Genomic DNA, 15,799 nt, shown 5'->3' on the forward strand with positions numbered 1-15,799 from the left:
GCGTTAGGCGATGGTTTCACCTGCCAGCATGAACCAAGTTTCCAGGACCGCATCAGGGTTGAGCGACACCGAATCGATACCCTGCTCCATCAACCACTTAGCAAGATCCGGGTGGTCGGACGGCCCCTGGCCGCAAATGCCCACGTACTTACCCTTCTCTTTACAGGCTTTGATCGCCATGGCGAGCAGCTTTTTCACTGCGGGATTACGTTCATCGAACAGATGCGCCACGATGCCGGAATCCCGATCTAAGCCCAGGGTTAGCTGGGTAAGATCGTTCGACCCGATCGAGAAACCGTCGAAGTACTCGAGGAACTCATCCGCCAGCAGCGCATTGGCTGGCAGCTCGCACATCATGATGACTTTCAAACCGTCTGGATGTTCGTCCCCGCCACGCGGTAAGCCGTTAGCGGCCAGTAGGTCCACTACTTCGCGTGCCTCGTCGGTGGTGCGAACGAATGGCACCATGATTTCGACGTTCGTGAAGCCCATCTCGTCACGCACGCGCTTCAACGCGCGACACTCGAGCTCGAAGCAAGGGCGAAATGCGTCCGAAATATAGCGGGAAGCACCACGGAAGCCCAGCATCGGGTTCTCTTCGCCCGGCTCATAGAGTTTGCCGCCAATCAGGTTTTCATACTCGTTGGATTTGAAATCCGACAGGCGGACGATCACTCGTTGCGGGTAGAATGCTGCTGCCAGCGTGGAGATCCCTTCGACCAGCTTATCGACGTAGAAGCTCACCGGGTCGGCATAGCCAGCGGTACGCAGGTCGATCACCTGTTGAAGATCGGCAGGCAGCGTATCGTATTCCAGCAGCGCTTTCGGGTGCACACCGATCATGCGGTTGATGATGAACTCCAGTCGCGCGAGGCCAACCCCAGCATGGGGTAAGCTTGCAAAGCCGAACGCACGATCTGGGTTACCCACGTTCATCATGATTTTGAAGGGGATTTCCGGCATCGAATCGACGCTGGACACGTTGCAGTCAAAGGCCAATAGCCCTTCATACACGTGACCAGTGTCGCCTTCTGCACAGGACACCGTTACGTCGGTACCTTCCTGAAGCTGCGTTGTGGCATCGCCACAGCCCACCACCGCCGGAATACCCAGCTCACGGGCAATGATGGCCGCGTGGCAGGTGCGGCCACCACGGTTCGTCACGATGGCCGAAGCGCGCTTCATGATCGGCTCCCAGTCGGGGTCCGTCATATCGGTGACCAGGATGTCGCCTTCCTGAATGTTGTCCATCTCATCGGGACTCAAGACGATCTTGACCGCTCCACGTCCAATACGCTGACCGATGGCGCGACCGGTAATCAGGGTGCGGCCCTTTTCGCGTAGCTGGAAGCGTTCGAGCTTCCCGCCCTCCTGCTGAGACACCACGGTTTCCGGACGCGCCTGTACGATGTAGAGCTTTCCATCGTCGCCATCCAGCGCCCACTCGATGTCCATCGGGCGCTGGTAGTGTTGCTCGATGGTCACCGCCTGACGGGCGAGGTCCATCACCTGCTCATCGTTGATACAGAAGCGACCGCGATCTTTGAAAGGTACATCGACGGTGTCGACGGACTTACCGGCGCTAGCATCTTGCCCATAAACCATCTTGATCAGCTTGGACCCCAGCGTGCGGCGCAGCACCGCCGGGCGAGCTGCGGCCAAAGTGGGCTTGTGCACATAAAACTCGTCGGGATTGACAGCCCCCTGTACCACGGTTTCACCCAACCCCCATGAGGCCGTGACGAAGACGGCATCGCGGTAGCCTGACTCCGTATCGAGTGTAAACATTACGCCGGAAGCACCGGTTTCAGAGCGCACCATCTTCTGGACGCCTGCTGATAGCGCCACGTTTTCATGGGCGTAGCCACGGTGAATGCGGTAGGAAATGGCGCGATCGTTGAACAGCGAAGCAAACACTTCATGCACGGCGTGTTTGATATTGGCAAACCCTTCGATGTTCAAGAAGGTCTCTTGCTGCCCTGCAAAAGAGGCGTCCGGCAGATCTTCTGCAGTGGCAGAGCTGCGAACGGCGACTTTCAGACTGGGGTGCTGAGCCTGGAGCTTTTCGTAAGCATCGCGCAGCGCGGCCTCGAAAGCGGGAGGCAGTGGCGTATCGATGATCCACTGACGAATCGTCTTACCGGCTTCGGCCAGGGCTTTGACATCGTCAACGTCCAAGCGAGCGAGCGTGTCATTAATGCGGTCGTTCAGCCCCTCATGGGAGAGAAACTCGCGATACGCGTGGGCAGTGGTCGCGAAGCCGCCGGGCACCGTCACGCCAACCCCCGACAGATTGGAAATCATCTCGCCCAGCGAGGCGTTTTTACCACCCACGCGTTCGACGTCTGCCATACCTAGCTGATCGAACCACAGAATGTACTCTTCCACGCAACCCCCTCGCTTTCAGACTTTGTTGCAACCCCATAGGGCGACACTGTTAGACGCTGTCACCCTAGCACCACGCGTTCCTATTCGCCATTGGTCTAACAGCGAAGGGAGTGGAGGATTTTTACAACAACTCACTGATATAGCCGTTTTATGTAGTGGCGGTGAAGCGTTGTGCTGACGGCAGACGCAGCCCACAATAGACGCATCATGCACCCTTAGCTGGCGGAACAGTCTATGAAGCGAACGGCCTTTTTCATTTCCGATGGTACCGGCATCACTGCAGAGAGTTTGGGACGCAGCCTGCTGGCCCAATTCAGCGATGTCGAGATCAACATGCTGACCAAACCCTATATCGATACGGTAGAGAAAGCCCAAGCACTGGCCGAGATCATCGAGTCCACCGCTATCCGCGACGGTCACCGCCCCATCATCATCGATACCATCGTGGATCAAAACATCCGGAACGTCATTCGTCAGGCGTCAGGATTCAAAGTGGATATTTTTTCGACGTTCCTGGAGCCGCTCGAACAGGAGCTGGAAACCCACTCCTCCTACAGCGTCGGTCGCACTCACTCCATCGGGAGTGACGATGTCTACATGGATCGCATCCATTCGGTCCACTTTGCACTGGATAACGACGATGGTGCACGCACGCACCAATACGACAAAGCCGACATCATTCTGGTAGGCGTTTCTCGCTGCGGAAAAACCCCCACGTCGCTGTATCTCGCGCTGCAATTCGGTATTCGTGCAGCCAACTACCCGCTGACCGAGGACGATCTGGACGAAGACGGCCACCTCAAGCTGCCCAAAGCATTGGCACCCCATCGACACAAGCTGTTTGGTTTGACCATCGATGCCCGTCGGCTATCGGCCATTCGCAATGAACGCAGACCCAACAGCCGCTATAGCTCGATGGATCAATGCTTGCAGGAGGTAGAGCAGGCGGAATCGCTGTATCGAACGATGCACATTCCTTACATCGATACGACGCGGTTTTCCGTGGAGGAGATTTCGACCCGCATGATCGCGGAGACGGGCCTAGCGAGGCGCTTCTCGCCCCGCTAGGCAACGCTTTGTATTACATGCCCTTAGGCGCAAAAATCCCTGGGGCGTTACGCCAATAGCCTTTGTAATCCATACCAAAACCGAAAACGTAACGGTCGGCCACTTCCAGACTGCAGTAGTCGGCCTTTAGACCCGGCACTGCTTTACGGTCGTGCTGCTTGTCGACCAGTACGGCGGTCGTGACACTGGCGGCCTGCGCCTCTTTGCAGTATTCGAGGATGGCGGCCAGCGTCGCCCCTTCGTCCAGAATGTCATCGACGATGACCACATGACGTCCCGCCATGGGCACTTCAGGCGAGACGCGCCAGAAAAGCTCACCACCGCGCAGTTCGTTCCGATACCGCGTGGCGTGCAGGTAATCCACCTCTAGCGGGAACCCCAGACGTGTCAACAAGTGCCCCGTCGTGATGAGCCCACCGTTCATAACGCAATAAAACACCGGCAGCTTGTCGCCCAAGTCACGCGTGATCTCCTCTGCCATGCGATCCAGCGCCCGCTCTACCTGTTCTTGCGAAATCAGGCAGTCGGCGTTATCCATCAACTCACGCATGGAATCCAGCGATTCAAGCGCTTCTGTATCCAACTTGGACATGCTACTTCTCCACAAAGCCTTCAAAAAGATAACGGTATAAAAATCAGTGTGCCAACGCGTCGAGCTTGGCATGGGTGCGCCGCCAGCGACCAAGCGCAGCCAAAGCATCGAGCTCTGGCCTTGCGCGGCCGTAACGTAATTTGGCAGGACGTTTGTTCAACACCCCGTCACAGGCGTGAACGACTTCAAGAGCCGCCGCACGATCATTACATATCAGCAGCATGTCACAGCCAGCCGCCAGGGCTGCCTTGGCGCGCTCCGCGGGGCCACCGGCTTCGTGCGCACCGGCCATGCTCAAATCATCCGAAAAAATACACCCTTTGAACCCGAGCGATTCACGCAGCATGCCCAGCCATGTTGGCGAAAATCCGGCGGGACGTTTGTCAAAAGCCGAATAGATCACATGGGCCGGCATGACGCCATTCAAGACACTCGCCAACTCGCGAAACGGCACGAGGTCGCGGGCTTTCAATTCCGCCAGCGTTCGGTCATCGACGGGTAGCGCCACGTGGGAGTCTGCCGCCACGCCCCCATGGCCGGGAAAGTGCTTACCCACGGCGGCCATGCCGGCATCATGCAAGCCCTCGACAAATGCATGACCAAGTTTGGCCACGTGAAGCGGGTCACTGCTGAAGCTGCGCTCACCAATCACGCTTGACACGCCACTTTCCACGTCCAATACGGGAGCGAAGCTAATATCCAGACCGCAGGCGGCCATTTCCATGCCTAACAGCCAGCCGGTATCTTTGGCGAGGTTCAAACCTGCTACTGGGTCGCTGGCGAACAGCTCCCCAAGACGCGCCATGGCGGGCAACCGGGTAACGCCCTGCTTGATTCGCTGGACACGTCCCCCCTCTTGATCGATCCCCAGTAGCAAATCGCCTCTCACACGCCGAATGCTCTCGCACAGCTTGCGAACTTGATAAGCGTCTTCGACGTTACGGGCAAACAGAATCACACCGCCCACGGCGGGATCTTTTAGCAGGCGCTTTTCCGCGTTGGATAACTGTGGCCCTTCTAGGTCAAGCATGACCGGGCCGATGGGTTGCGTCATGGTGGTGAGTCCAACAAAAAAGGGCGCCATTCTAGACTAACCGCTTAGCGTGTCAAAATTCTGGCAGGACGCCGCATCTATGGGCTTAATGAAGCCAAACCGGCGTACCGGGCTGGGCATGGTCGAATAATAAGTGTAAATCGTCATTGCGCAGGCGTATGCAACCGTGAGAAGCGGCCTCGCCCATGGGCTGGTCCTCGGGGGTACCGTGCAGATAAATATAGCGCCGCTGGGAATCCACGCTCCCTCCGCGGTTCACACCCCGCTCCAACCCGCACAGCCATAGAATGCGCGTCAAAATCCAGTCGCGCGAGGGGTGCGCGGCCGCAAGCTCTGGCGAAAAGACTTCGCCTGTCCAGCGGCGACCACGAAACACGGCATTATCCGGACAACCGCGGCCAATCGACGCTCGCACATAGTGCCAGCCAAGCGGTGTTTGACCGCTACCCTCTTCCTGCCCCACGCCTGCCAGCCCCGTCGAAATCGCACACTCATGCTGAATGTCGTTCCCTTGCCACCAGCACAGCCTCTGGCGCTGGGTATCGATCTCTATCCAACCCCCGCGTGTTGGCGGCAGCTCAGCTAGCTTGGGCGTTACCATGGTGACCCTCTTCAACCACAGCGGGTAACGGTGCATTCATGGCTGCCACTACGACAGGACGCAGCCGTCGCACCAAATCACGCACCGTGACCTGCTCTTGATAATCCTTGGCAGCAATATCGCGCAGTGCATCCAGCCCTGACAGCGTGAATATTACCGTTCCTAACATAAAGTGTAGCCGCCAGAAGCGCTCGGCGTCCGGCAGATCCGGCGTCGCTTTGCGCACCAGCTCCGTAAAACGGGTGAACACATCACCATACTGCTGCTGGATGTAACGCCTCAAATGTCCCTGCGCTTGGCTGTAGGCCAACCCTAGCAGTCGCATGAACACTTTTAAGCTATTGCGCTCGGCGGGAACGGCGAGCACCGTGGTCGCCATGGTTTCCAGCAACACTTCTAGGGGAATCGGCTGGCCCTGGTAGCGCGCCTCTAGTTCATCCAGTGCGGTATGAAAGCGCGCCGAGAACGGATCGAGATAGCGGGCGAACACCGCTTGAATCAGCGCCTTTTTGGAACCAAAGTGGTAATTCACGGCGGCCAAATTGACCCGCGCCTTGCTAGTGATATTGCGCAGCGACGTCTCGGCAAAGCCTCGCTCTGCAAATAGCACCTCTGCCGTATCCAAAATACGCGTTACCGTATCCGACTGGGCCATAACGCCCTCCAAAAAACAGGTGTTTTAAACAACGCTGAATACTATGCCATTCGCTTTGCTGGCTCAATCTCTTATCCAATTCGTGCCTAGTCATTGACGGGTTTCATGTTTGTCTAGCTTTCGTGGTCCTCGCCATGTACTGGACAGAGCAACATACTGTATACTTAACCACATACTGATTAAGCCGACATGTAGCTACTGTCTTTTCACTGTTTTGGAGTTTGGTATGTCGCGTCCACTCACAGCACGTCAGCAGCACGTATTTGATTTCATCGTTAAGACCATGGGTGAGCTGGGTTATCCGCCAACGCGCGCCGAAATCGCCAAAGCGCTTGGCTTCCGCTCTCCCAATGCAGCGGAAGAGCACCTGCGCGCGTTAGAGCGCAAGGGGGCCATTCGCATTATTCGTAATACGTCCCGTGGGATCCGTCTGCCTAATCAAGAGCCGCTGGAACCTGCCGATACGCCAGCCCCTGCCACAGCATCGGTCGCCGCTGACCCTCTCCCCAACGGATTGCCCGTGATTGGTGAAGTGGCCGCTGGCAGCCCGATTCTGGCCGCCGAGCACATTGACCGTTACTGCCCGTTGCCTGCCGAGTACTTCACTCCCAAGGCCGATTATTTATTGCGGGTACGCGGCCTCTCCATGAAAGATGTCGGCATTTTGGAAGGCGACTTACTGGCCGTTCACCGTACCGACCGCGTGCGGGATGGTCAGATCGTGGTAGCACGACTAGAAGACGAAGTCACGGTCAAGCGTTTTAAACGCCAGGGGCATCAAGTGACGTTGATTGCCGAGAACGCCGACTTTGCCCCCATCGAGATCGATCTGCGCACGCAGCAACTGGATATCGAAGGCGTCGGCGTTGGGGTAATTCGTGGAGGCAACGGTCAGGCACTGGGCTGATCCTCACCGACGCTCTGCATACACTCGCCTGCGTTACTGGGAGTCGATATAACGGTGGTCATTGAACGTGGCCACCCAGTTCGGATGGTAGACCAGCAGGATGCTGAGCAGCATCCCCGTAATAAAGGCCTCGGAAGGCATCAGCAGCGGTAAAAAGCGGGCATACTCTTGAGCCAGATACACGGCTTCAGGGTCAGTGCCCGCCATGAGGATGAGCGCCACCGCCGACAGTCCACCCCCCAATGTCGACAGCGCCGCACCAAAAAAGCCGCAGGCAAACAGAAAGACCATCAAATTATCCGGCAGCCGGCGATCAACCAGCCGCCACACTACGCCTGTCACCATGGCAGGTACGATGCCGGTGACCAGCACGTTTGCCCCCAGCAGGGCCCAGTCGTTTCGTCCAATCGCCACCATGGCAACGTTGATCATCAGGTTGCTGATAAGCGCTAACGGCATTTTGAATACCAGCGTCATCAGCACCGTAAAGACCAAATGCAGCGTCAGCCAATCCACCGCTTGCGCGCGTAGCTGCCAAAACAGCATGACGATCAGGGTTGCGGCCAGCCAGCGGTGCTGAAGCGCCGGATCATCCAGAAGAGGTTGCCAGGGGCGCAGCCAAACGCACCAGCCCATCACACCCAGTGACAACAACCCACTCATCACGAGCGCCCACGGTGCCAATACGCTTTGTGCAAAGGACATAGCGCCCCCAGAATCGATTAACTAAAGACGACCGTCTTATTACCGTGGATGAGTACGCGATCTTCCAAGTGCCAACGCAAGCCGCGAGCCAGCACCGCTTTCTCCACGTCGCGACCAAACCGAACGAGGTCGGTAGGCGTATGACAGTGGCTGACCCGATGAATGTCTTGCTCGATGATCGGCCCGGCGTCCAGCTCTTCGGTCACGTAGTGGCATGTCGCACCGATCAGCTTCACGCCCCGCTCATAGGCTTGATGGTAGGGCTTGGCACCGGCAAACGACGGCAGGAAGCTGTGGTGGATGTTGATGACTCGACCTGCATAGCGCTCGCACAGCGAGGGCGGCAGTATTTGCATATAGCGGGCCAGCACGACACAGTCTGCACGGGCCGCGTCGATCCGCTCTTGCACCTGATCGAACGCCAGCTGTTTGTTGGCAGGATCGACCGGCACATGATGGTAGGGAATACCGTACCACTCGGTGAGCGAACGCATATCGTCATGGTTGGAAATCACGCCGACGATATCGCAATCCAACTCCCCTGCCTGCCAGCGGTAGAGCAAGTCGACCAAACAGTGAGACTCTCGGGATACCATCAACACCACGCGGCGGCGTTTCTCGGTATCCACCAGCGACCACTGCATATCGAACTCCGCAGCGACGGGTTCGAACGCGGTACGCAGCGCCTCTGCCGACATGCCGAGTGAGTCCGCCAGAATTTCATAACGCATGAAAAAGCGGCCAGTCTCTAAATCCGAGTGCTGGCTTGCCTCGGTAATGGAACCACCCTGCTGAGCAATAAAGCTTGAGACACGCGCCACAATGCCCACTTGGTCTGGGCAGGAAACAACTAACCGGTAATAATGAGACATCACAAACACTCTTAACGTATTTAACGGCACGCTCGCCAAGCACCTGCCGGGCGGCAGGTAAACTCTGTAGCGACCTTAGTGTAACGTAAGCCGGATGATGAAGCACCGTGGACAGGTGCCGCGATGATTGTTACCCGCCCCCCGCATCCCGTATAGTTAAGGTATTACTTTCTAGGCTTTTCATAACTGATGCATCCATCACGCGTTCAACTTCGTCCCCGTCGCCGCCCGCCTCTGCGCCTACTGCCGCTAGGTGGCTGTGGCGAAATTGGAATGAACCTCACGCTGTATGGATACGACGATCAGTGGATCGCCGTCGATTGCGGCATGATGATTCGCCAAGACCTGCCGAACTCCCCGCTTCAAGTACCCAACACGGATACCTTGGAAGCGCTCAAGATCGTACCTAAGGCGCTGTTCATTACGCACGGCCATGAAGACCATATCGGTGCCGTAGCGTGGCTGTGGCCTAAATGGGGCTGCCCGATCTTTGCCACGCCACTGGCGGCGGGACTACTTCGCTACAAGTTTGCCGAACACCAGCTCAGTAGCGCAGCGATTCAGATCATCGAACCAGGGGACGCGGTGGAGAGCGGTCCATTCACACTTCGCTATCTCAGCGTTACCCACTCCATCCCCGAAAGCTGCGCCATCATGATGCAAGCGGGAGATTACCGCATCCTGCACACGGGAGACTGGAAACTCGATCCAACGCCGCTCATCGGTGCGCCGGTCAGTGCGGCACAGTTTCGGGCCTTGGCGCCGGTGGATCTAGTGGTGGGTGACTCTACCAATGCCCCCATGCCGGGACAGTCGGCGAGCGAAGGAGACGTCGCCAAGGCACTGGCCACCACACTAAAAGCCTGCAAAGGCCGCGTGGTGGTGTCCTGCTTTGCCAGTAATTTGGCGCGGGTGTTGGCCATCGGCTTAGCGGCCCAGGCATGTGGCCGCAGGGTTAGCCTGATGGGCCGCTCGATGGAGCGCATGGTCAGCGTGGCCCGAGGCCTTGGCTACTTGGACGACTTTCCGCCCCTAGTGCCCGCCCACGACCTTGGCTACCTCCCCCCCGAAGAGGTCGTGATCATTGCCACCGGCAGCCAGGGCGAACCTCGCGCCGCTTTACAGCGTTTGGCCCAGCGGCGCCACCCGTTCGTCGACTTGGAGCCAGGCGATAGCGTCATTTTTTCTGCCAAAGCCATTCCGGGCAATGAGCGCCCCATTGAGCAGCTTAAAAAACGTTTGTTGCAACTCGATGTCACGCTCTTCGATGAAACGAATCATCCCGAGCTTCACGCCACCGGCCACCCCGCTCAGGAAGAGCTCAAAAAGCTCTATCAGTGGGTCAGACCCAAAATGCTACTGCCGGTGCACGGCGAGGCTCGCCACCAAGCGGCGCATCAGGCGCTGGCCGAAGAGCTAGGTATTCAAGCACCGCTGGCACCGGTAAATGGTGACATGCTCGTGCTCGACCACCAGGGATTGCGCTGCGAGACGCGCTATCCGCAGCCCCCTTGCATCGTCAACCAAAATAGCGTGGTGCCCCACCCCGGCTTGGATATTGGCCAGCCCTCTTCCCGCCGGGGCAGCCTCTTTCTGGCTCTGCCGGTCGCTGCCACAGAGACCGGCTGGTGCCGGATCGGGCGCTTGATGCTAGATGCCAGCGGCGCCAGCCCCATGGACGAAGATAGCTTTAGCGAGTGGCTGGATGACCAGCTCGACGAGATCCCGGCAGATACGTTGGCCGATTTGCGTCATGCGCTTCAGCCAAGGCTGGTGCACTGGCTAGCGAACCACTTACAGCATATGCCGGACGTGCACCTGCAGATCATGGCCGCCGAAATGCCGACCATCGAAGAGCTGAACGACGAGCCTTGAGTACTACCACCGAGCAGCATCCTGCTGGTCGGTGTCGCGCTCTTTCACCCAGTAAGCTCCCTGTTTAGAGTGCTCTTTCTTCCAAAAGGGTGCCTGCGTTTTCAAATAATCCATGATGAAATCACACGCCTCGAACGCATCACGGCGGTGCGCGCTGGCGACCAGTACCCGCACGATGGGATCCCCAGGGGACAAATCACCCACCCGGTGAATGACCCGCACCGCTTGCAGTGACCAGCGCTGCCAAGCTTGCTCGGCAATCTGTGTCAAGGTGCGCTCGGTCATGCCTGGGTAGTGTTCCAGGGTCAAGCCGGTGACGTCAGGCGTTTCGTTGAAATCTCGCACTAACCCGGTAAAGGTAACGATCGCGCCAATATCAGTACGCTGGCGCAACGCACTTTCATAGCCATAATCCATGGAAAATGGCGCGGGCTGTACCGCTACCGCAATGTCTGGCGCTGTCGGTTCGTGAACGGACACGGCTTAGCCTCCGGTGACCGGCGGAAAAAAGGCCACTTCGTCTTCATCGGTAATGCGTGCGCTGTCATTAGCCATTACCTGGTTGATGGCACATAGCGTCCGCTGATCGGCAAGTACGGCAAAACGCGTGTCTTGAGCGCTGAGCGCCGCTTTCAAGCCAGCGACATCGCGACTTGGCAGCTTGTCCAAGCCAATGGCCAGATCGCTCTCACCGATACGCTCACGCAGTTCGGCCAGAAACTTGACCCGCACACACGGGGAGGCGCAGCGCTCGCCGAGACTCACCTCGCCCGCAGCCCCTTCACCGGTGACGATGGGCGCGGTCATTTCCCGGCGGTAATCTCCGCGCTGACCGCCCTGCTTGCTATCCAGCTGTATTGCCTCGATACGCATCTCTTTGTCGACCGCTTTACACATGTCATATAGCGTCAAACATGCGACCGACACCGCGGTCAGCGCTTCCATTTCGACGCCAGTGCGGCCGTTCAAGCGGCACATGGCCGACACGTTCACACACCCTTGGTCATGGTCGATATCGAACGCTACCGCCACTTTGGATAGCGCCAGCGAGTGGCAAAGTGGAATGAGCTCATGGGTTCGCTTGGCTGCTTGGATACCGGCGATGCGCGCCGTGGCCAGCACATCACCTTTGGGCAGCGCCCCATCACTCAGCAACTTCAAGGTGGCGGGCTGCATGACGATACGCCCGGAGGCGACCGCCTCTCGACGGGTTTCTTGCTTATCGCCGACGTCAACCATATTTGCTTCGCCGTGCGCATTCAGGTGGGTTAACTGCATGGTGTCACCTTTTCATCATCAAGCCAAAGAGCGGCGTTGTTGGTCGACCCACTCGCTTACCCAGCGAGCAATCTCTTCATGTTGATTCAAATTCAAGCGCGTAACGGAGGGCGCCAGCGCCACGGGCGGCTCACCGCTCAGCGCGACGGCCTGGGCCCACGGATCGGACAAAATCGCCGGATCACCGATACCGTCGCGGTAGAGCACCAGTTTGGGAATGGGCCAAGCCTTGAACCCTTCCACTATCACCAAATCAGGCGCGTGGGGGGCCATCAACGTCAACAGGTAGGCAAGATCGGGCTCCTCTTGCCCGGGCGTTTCCTGCATGAGCGCAAAACGCTGGCGCGATGCAATCAGCATGGGCGCTGCGCCAGCACTGCGCAATTTGTAGCTATCTTTCCCGGGCCGATCCACATCGAACTGGTGATGGGCGTGTTTGATCACCGCCACCGAAAGGCCCTGTTCACGCAGCTTAGGTAAAAGCTTCTCTAGCAGCGTGGTTTTGCCGGTTCCGCTCCAGGCTGCCACCCCCAATACGGGAAACGGGCAGTGTAGGGTATCACTCATAATTCACCATTAGCGCCACGGGTCATTCACCCTCTTTTTCAGCAGGCAACAGCCAGTTTAACGCAATGCCCACCAGCGCCGCCAAGCTGACACCCTGGAGCGTGAACTGCCCACCGCCAAACTGCATGCCGCCAATCCCGAACACCAAGATCAGCGACACCACCACCAAGTTACGCGGCGCCGTCAACGACTGCCCCGCGCGCACCAGGGTGTTCATTCCCACCACGGCAATCGAACCAAACAGCAGCGTCATGATGCCCCCCATGACCGGGCCAGGAATGGTTTGCAGCAGCGCCCCTAGCTTACCCACGAACGCCAGCACGATCGCGATGACCGCCGCTACCATCATGTAGGCGGGATTGAACGCTTTGGTCAGCGTCACGGCGCCGGTCACTTCCGAGTAAGTCGTGTTGGGCGGCCCGCCAAATAGCGCCGCAACCGTGGTGGCCAAACCGTCGCCCAGTAGCGTTCGGTGCAAGCCGGGCTTTTCCAGGTAGTTGGTGCGCGTGACCGAACCAATGGCCACCATGTCCCCAATGTGCTCGACGGCGGGTGCAATCGCTACAGGAATCATGAAGAGAATGGCCGCCCAATGAAAACTAGGGGCCGTAAAATTGGGTAACGAGAGCCAGGCAGCCTCCCGCACCGGCGTGAAGTCGATCACTCCCATGATGAGTGCCAGGGCATAGCCTGTCGCGATGCCCCCCATGATAGGCACCAGGCGCAGAATGCCGCGCCCAAACACCGCTAGCACTAGAGTGACCAGCAGGCTCGCCATGGAAAGAAAAATCGCCTGACCGTAGCCAATCTGGTCACTGGTTTCCCCGGTGGCCATGCTGACGGCAACCGGCGCGAGGGCTAAGCCGATCACCATGATAACGGGACCAACCACCACGGCAGGCAGCAAGCGATGCAGCCAAGCAGTGCCTTTCAACCGCACCGCCTGGGAAATCGCCACATACACCAGGCCTGCTGCCATCAATCCACCCAAGGTGGCCGACACGCCAAAGCTGGCAATGGAACCCTGTATCGGGGCAATGAAGGCAAACGATGAGGCCAAAAAGACCGGCACGCTCTGCTTGGTCACACCATGGAACACCAGCGTACCTAGCCCGGCGGTAAAGAGCGCAACGCTGGGATCTAGCCCGGTCAATAGAGGCACCAGCACCAGCGCACCGAAGGCGACGAATAGCATCTGCGCGCCGGTCAGCAGCATTTTTGGCCAAGACTCTTGTCTCGCACTCGTTGTCATCACACCACTCCTGGGTCTGTTATTCATCACGGAGGCAAAAAAATGCCCCCAACGCGATGCGTAAGGGGCCTTTAGAGGCGGAGCGCTTAACGCGTTCCGAAAATCTTATCGCCGGCATCTCCCAAGCCGGGGACGATGTAGCCGTTCTCATCGAGTCGGTCATCCACCGACGCGGTGTAGATTTCTACATCAGGATAAGCATCTTGCACCCGTTTAATCCCTTCAGGGGCAGCCACCAAAACGATGACTTTCATATGCTCACAGCCGCGCTCACGCAGCATGTCCAACGTGGCCACCATGGAACCGCCGGTCGCCAGCATCGGGTCTATCACGATCGCCATCCGCTCTTCGATGTCGTTGGCGAACTTCGCAAAATACGGCACCGGCTGCAGTGTCTCTTCGTCGCGGTACAAGCCGACGACGCTCACGCGCGCGCTGGGAATCAAATCCGTCACGCCTTCGAGCATGCCCAAGCCTGCACGCAGAATCGGGACGATGGTGACCTTCTTACCTTTCAGACGACGCGTCGCAATGGGCTCGCCGTTCCAGCCTTGAATCTCATGATCCTCAAGCTCCAGACCTTTGGTGGCTTCGTAGGTCAGAAGCTTAGCCACTTCACCTGCCAGTTCACGAAAGCTCTTGGTGCTCAAATCAGCTTCGCGCATCAGTCCCAGCTTATGTTGAACAAGCGGATGGTTAATGGCGTAGACACTCATGGGACTTCCTCACTGCAGGGGATTCAGGATGGCGACATAGGCCGCCATCGACATGCTTACAAAATTGCGCGCCATTCTACCCGCAACTGACCATCAGGTTAAGGGGTTTCCGGTAATTGCCACGCAATTGGTGCACGCCCCTGTGCTTCCAAGAACTGGTTCGCCTTGGAAAAGTGACGATTGCCAAAAAAACCGCGGTGAGCCGATAGCGGCGAGGGGTGTGGCGACTCCAACACCAAATGGCGAGAAGTATCGATCAGCGACTTCTTTTGACGCGCATGGCTACCCCACAGAAGAAACACACTAGGTTCGGCGTGTCGGCTTACGGTCTCAATGGCCCGATCGGTGAAATGCTCCCACCCTTTACCACGATGCGACGCGGCATTGCCCTGCTCTACCGTCAGCGCCGTGTTCAATAGCAGCACCCCTTGCTTGGCCCACGACTCCAAAAAGCCGTGACGCACCGGCGTAAAACCCACGTCGCTCGCCAACTCCTTATAAATGTTGACGAGCGACGGGGGCACCGGCACCCCCGGCTGTACCGAAAAGCAGAGCCCGTGCGCTTGCTTAGGCCCGTGATAGGGGTCTTGCCCCAGAATCACCACTTTCACCGAAGCGAGAGGCGTAAGCTCGAAAGCACGAAACCAGTTCGACGAGTGCGGGTAGATAACTTTCTTGGCCGCTTTTTCATCGGCCAAAAACGCCTTCAGGGCGGACATGTACTCCGCCTGAAACTCTTGCCCTAGCCACTGGCTCCAATCATCGGGTAGCGGGTTAGCCATATTACTTCTTCATTTGATCGGCGAGTGGCTCGACGTAAGCTATGCCCATATCCCAAGGGAACTGGATCCAGCATTGCTGAGCCACTTCGGTCAGGTATTGATCCACCAAAGGACGCCCCTCTGGTTTGGCGTAGATCGTGACAAAATGTGCTTTAGGCAGCATTTCACGCACGGCACGGGCCGTTTTGCCGGTATCGACGAGATCGTCGACCAACAGCCAGCCATCACCATCGTGGTCGACGCCTTTCATGATGTCCAAGCCGCCTTGCTCCATGTGGTCATAGCTTTTGATGCACACGGTGTCGATCAGGCGAATGTTCAGCTCGCGGGCAATCAGGGCCGCCGGAATCAGGCCGCCACGGGTAATCGCCACGATGCCTTTGAAATCCCGCTCGATAAGCAGGTGGCACAGCTGGCGCACGTCGCGATGAATTTGGTCCCAAGAAACGGTGAAGTGTTGATGATAGCGTTCGCTGCTCATGGGACG

The 15,799-nt window shown here is 57.9% G+C and carries 17 protein-coding genes; 3 read left to right on the forward strand and 14 right to left on the reverse strand.

Annotated features, from left to right (window positions below; translation table 11 throughout):
* Positions 1-3: 3 nt before the first annotated feature.
* Complete coding sequence (ppsA, locus tag NH398_RS12415; protein WP_253018816.1) at positions 4-2,388, reverse strand: phosphoenolpyruvate synthase; 2,385 nt, start codon at positions 2,386-2,388, stop codon at positions 4-6.
* A gap of 234 nt (positions 2,389-2,622) precedes the next feature.
* Between ppsA and NH398_RS12420 the strand changes: the two genes are divergently transcribed.
* Positions 2,623-3,456, forward strand: coding sequence for a pyruvate, water dikinase regulatory protein (locus NH398_RS12420; protein ID WP_253018817.1), 834 nt, complete (start codon positions 2,623-2,625; stop codon positions 3,454-3,456).
* Between the two features lie 13 nt (positions 3,457-3,469).
* Here the strand turns inward: NH398_RS12420 and NH398_RS12425 are convergent, their stop codons facing one another.
* The 4 genes from NH398_RS12425 to NH398_RS12440 all read right to left on the reverse strand — a co-directional run bounded on the left by NH398_RS12425 (position 3,470) and on the right by NH398_RS12440 (position 6,358).
* The gene (locus NH398_RS12425) at positions 3,470-4,048 is read right to left on the reverse strand and encodes a hypoxanthine-guanine phosphoribosyltransferase (protein ID WP_159341990.1); all 579 of its coding nucleotides are present in this window, start codon (positions 4,046-4,048) and stop codon (positions 3,470-3,472) included.
* Between the two features lie 43 nt (positions 4,049-4,091).
* Positions 4,092-5,102, reverse strand: a complete 1,011-nt coding sequence (nagZ, locus tag NH398_RS12430; protein ID WP_253018818.1) for a beta-N-acetylhexosaminidase — start codon at positions 5,100-5,102, stop codon at positions 4,092-4,094.
* 85 nt (positions 5,103-5,187) lie between these two features.
* Positions 5,188-5,703 carry a L,D-transpeptidase gene (locus NH398_RS12435; RefSeq protein ID WP_253018819.1) on the reverse strand — a complete coding sequence of 172 codons (516 nt, stop codon included), beginning with the start codon at positions 5,701-5,703 and terminating at the stop codon, positions 5,188-5,190.
* On the reverse strand, positions 5,681-6,358 hold the full coding sequence (locus NH398_RS12440) for a TetR/AcrR family transcriptional regulator (RefSeq protein WP_159341987.1): 678 nt from the start codon (positions 6,356-6,358) through the stop codon (positions 5,681-5,683). The genes NH398_RS12435 and NH398_RS12440 overlap by 23 nt, the downstream gene beginning before the upstream one ends.
* A gap of 226 nt (positions 6,359-6,584) precedes the next feature.
* On the opposite strand from NH398_RS12440, the gene lexA reads away from it, so the two are divergent.
* Positions 6,585-7,265: a transcriptional repressor LexA gene (gene lexA, locus NH398_RS12445; RefSeq protein ID WP_159341986.1), complete on the forward strand. Its 681-nt coding sequence runs from the start codon at positions 6,585-6,587 to the stop codon at positions 7,263-7,265.
* Positions 7,266-7,298: 33 nt separating this feature from the next.
* Here the strand turns inward: lexA and NH398_RS12450 are convergent, their stop codons facing one another.
* Positions 7,299-7,970 (reverse strand): energy-coupling factor ABC transporter permease, encoded by a 672-nt coding sequence (locus NH398_RS12450; protein WP_253018820.1) that lies wholly within the window; start codon positions 7,968-7,970, stop codon positions 7,299-7,301.
* Between the two features lie 17 nt (positions 7,971-7,987).
* Positions 7,988-8,842 carry a formyltetrahydrofolate deformylase gene (gene purU, locus NH398_RS12455; protein WP_253018821.1) on the reverse strand — a complete coding sequence of 285 codons (855 nt, stop codon included), beginning with the start codon at positions 8,840-8,842 and terminating at the stop codon, positions 7,988-7,990.
* Positions 8,843-9,115: 273 nt separating this feature from the next.
* Here purU and NH398_RS12460 point away from each other — a divergent pair, with 273 nt between their 5' ends.
* Positions 9,116-10,717 carry a ribonuclease J gene (locus NH398_RS12460; protein ID WP_159341983.1) on the forward strand — a complete coding sequence of 534 codons (1,602 nt, stop codon included), beginning with the start codon at positions 9,116-9,118 and terminating at the stop codon, positions 10,715-10,717.
* 3 nt (positions 10,718-10,720) lie between these two features.
* On the opposite strand, the gene moaE is transcribed toward NH398_RS12460, so the two are convergent.
* The 7 genes from moaE to gpt form a co-directional block, all read right to left on the reverse strand.
* Positions 10,721-11,197, reverse strand: a complete 477-nt coding sequence (moaE, locus tag NH398_RS12465; RefSeq protein ID WP_285264266.1) for a molybdopterin synthase catalytic subunit MoaE — start codon at positions 11,195-11,197, stop codon at positions 10,721-10,723.
* 3 nt (positions 11,198-11,200) lie between these two features.
* A complete protein-coding gene (moaC, locus tag NH398_RS12470; RefSeq protein WP_159341982.1) occupies positions 11,201-11,995 on the reverse strand; it encodes a cyclic pyranopterin monophosphate synthase MoaC in 795 nt (264 codons plus the stop codon).
* Between the two features lie 18 nt (positions 11,996-12,013).
* Positions 12,014-12,562, reverse strand: a complete 549-nt coding sequence (mobB, locus tag NH398_RS12475; protein WP_253018822.1) for a molybdopterin-guanine dinucleotide biosynthesis protein B — start codon at positions 12,560-12,562, stop codon at positions 12,014-12,016.
* A gap of 22 nt (positions 12,563-12,584) precedes the next feature.
* Positions 12,585-13,814 carry a uracil-xanthine permease family protein gene (locus NH398_RS12480; RefSeq protein WP_253018823.1) on the reverse strand — a complete coding sequence of 410 codons (1,230 nt, stop codon included), beginning with the start codon at positions 13,812-13,814 and terminating at the stop codon, positions 12,585-12,587.
* Positions 13,815-13,900: 86 nt separating this feature from the next.
* Positions 13,901-14,530 (reverse strand): uracil phosphoribosyltransferase, encoded by a 630-nt coding sequence (gene upp / locus NH398_RS12485; RefSeq protein WP_044628300.1) that lies wholly within the window; start codon positions 14,528-14,530, stop codon positions 13,901-13,903.
* Between the two features lie 98 nt (positions 14,531-14,628).
* Positions 14,629-15,312, reverse strand: a complete 684-nt coding sequence (gene ung / locus NH398_RS12490) for a uracil-DNA glycosylase (protein ID WP_253018824.1) — start codon at positions 15,310-15,312, stop codon at positions 14,629-14,631.
* Between the two features lies 1 nt (position 15,313).
* Positions 15,314-15,793, reverse strand: coding sequence for a xanthine phosphoribosyltransferase (gene gpt, locus NH398_RS12495; protein WP_139528052.1), 480 nt, complete (start codon positions 15,791-15,793; stop codon positions 15,314-15,316).
* Between the last annotated feature and the right edge of the window lie 6 nt (positions 15,794-15,799).

The sequence above is a fragment of the Halomonas sp. CnH100-B genome, from assembly GCF_024124605.1.
Classification (GTDB): domain Bacteria; phylum Pseudomonadota; class Gammaproteobacteria; order Pseudomonadales; family Halomonadaceae; genus Vreelandella.

What these genes read in the sequence shown, in the direction of transcription:
- NH398_RS12440 (WP_159341987.1), bottom strand. Translation starts at nt 6,358, where the DNA reads ATGGCCCAGTCGGATACGGTAACGCGTATTTTGGATACGGCAGAGGTG.
- lexA (WP_159341986.1), top strand. Translation starts at nt 6,585, where the DNA reads ATGTCGCGTCCACTCACAGCACGTCAGCAGCACGTATTTGATTTCATC.
- moaC (WP_159341982.1), bottom strand. Translation starts at nt 11,995, where the DNA reads ATGCAGTTAACCCACCTGAATGCGCACGGCGAAGCAAATATGGTTGAC.
- NH398_RS12450 (WP_253018820.1), bottom strand. Translation starts at nt 7,970, where the DNA reads ATGTCCTTTGCACAAAGCGTATTGGCACCGTGGGCGCTCGTGATGAGT.
- gpt (WP_139528052.1), bottom strand. Translation starts at nt 15,793, where the DNA reads ATGAGCAGCGAACGCTATCATCAACACTTCACCGTTTCTTGGGACCAA.
- NH398_RS12420 (WP_253018817.1), top strand. Translation starts at nt 2,623, where the DNA reads ATGAAGCGAACGGCCTTTTTCATTTCCGATGGTACCGGCATCACTGCA.
- purU (WP_253018821.1), bottom strand. Translation starts at nt 8,842, where the DNA reads ATGTCTCATTATTACCGGTTAGTTGTTTCCTGCCCAGACCAAGTGGGC.
- upp (WP_044628300.1), bottom strand. Translation starts at nt 14,530, where the DNA reads ATGAGTGTCTACGCCATTAACCATCCGCTTGTTCAACATAAGCTGGGA.
- NH398_RS12425 (WP_159341990.1), bottom strand. Translation starts at nt 4,048, where the DNA reads ATGTCCAAGTTGGATACAGAAGCGCTTGAATCGCTGGATTCCATGCGT.
- ung (WP_253018824.1), bottom strand. Translation starts at nt 15,312, where the DNA reads ATGGCTAACCCGCTACCCGATGATTGGAGCCAGTGGCTAGGGCAAGAG.
- nagZ (WP_253018818.1), bottom strand. Translation starts at nt 5,102, where the DNA reads ATGACGCAACCCATCGGCCCGGTCATGCTTGACCTAGAAGGGCCACAG.
- NH398_RS12460 (WP_159341983.1), top strand. Translation starts at nt 9,116, where the DNA reads ATGAACCTCACGCTGTATGGATACGACGATCAGTGGATCGCCGTCGAT.
- mobB (WP_253018822.1), bottom strand. Translation starts at nt 12,562, where the DNA reads ATGAGTGATACCCTACACTGCCCGTTTCCCGTATTGGGGGTGGCAGCC.
- NH398_RS12480 (WP_253018823.1), bottom strand. Translation starts at nt 13,814, where the DNA reads ATGACAACGAGTGCGAGACAAGAGTCTTGGCCAAAAATGCTGCTGACC.
- NH398_RS12435 (WP_253018819.1), bottom strand. Translation starts at nt 5,703, where the DNA reads ATGGTAACGCCCAAGCTAGCTGAGCTGCCGCCAACACGCGGGGGTTGG.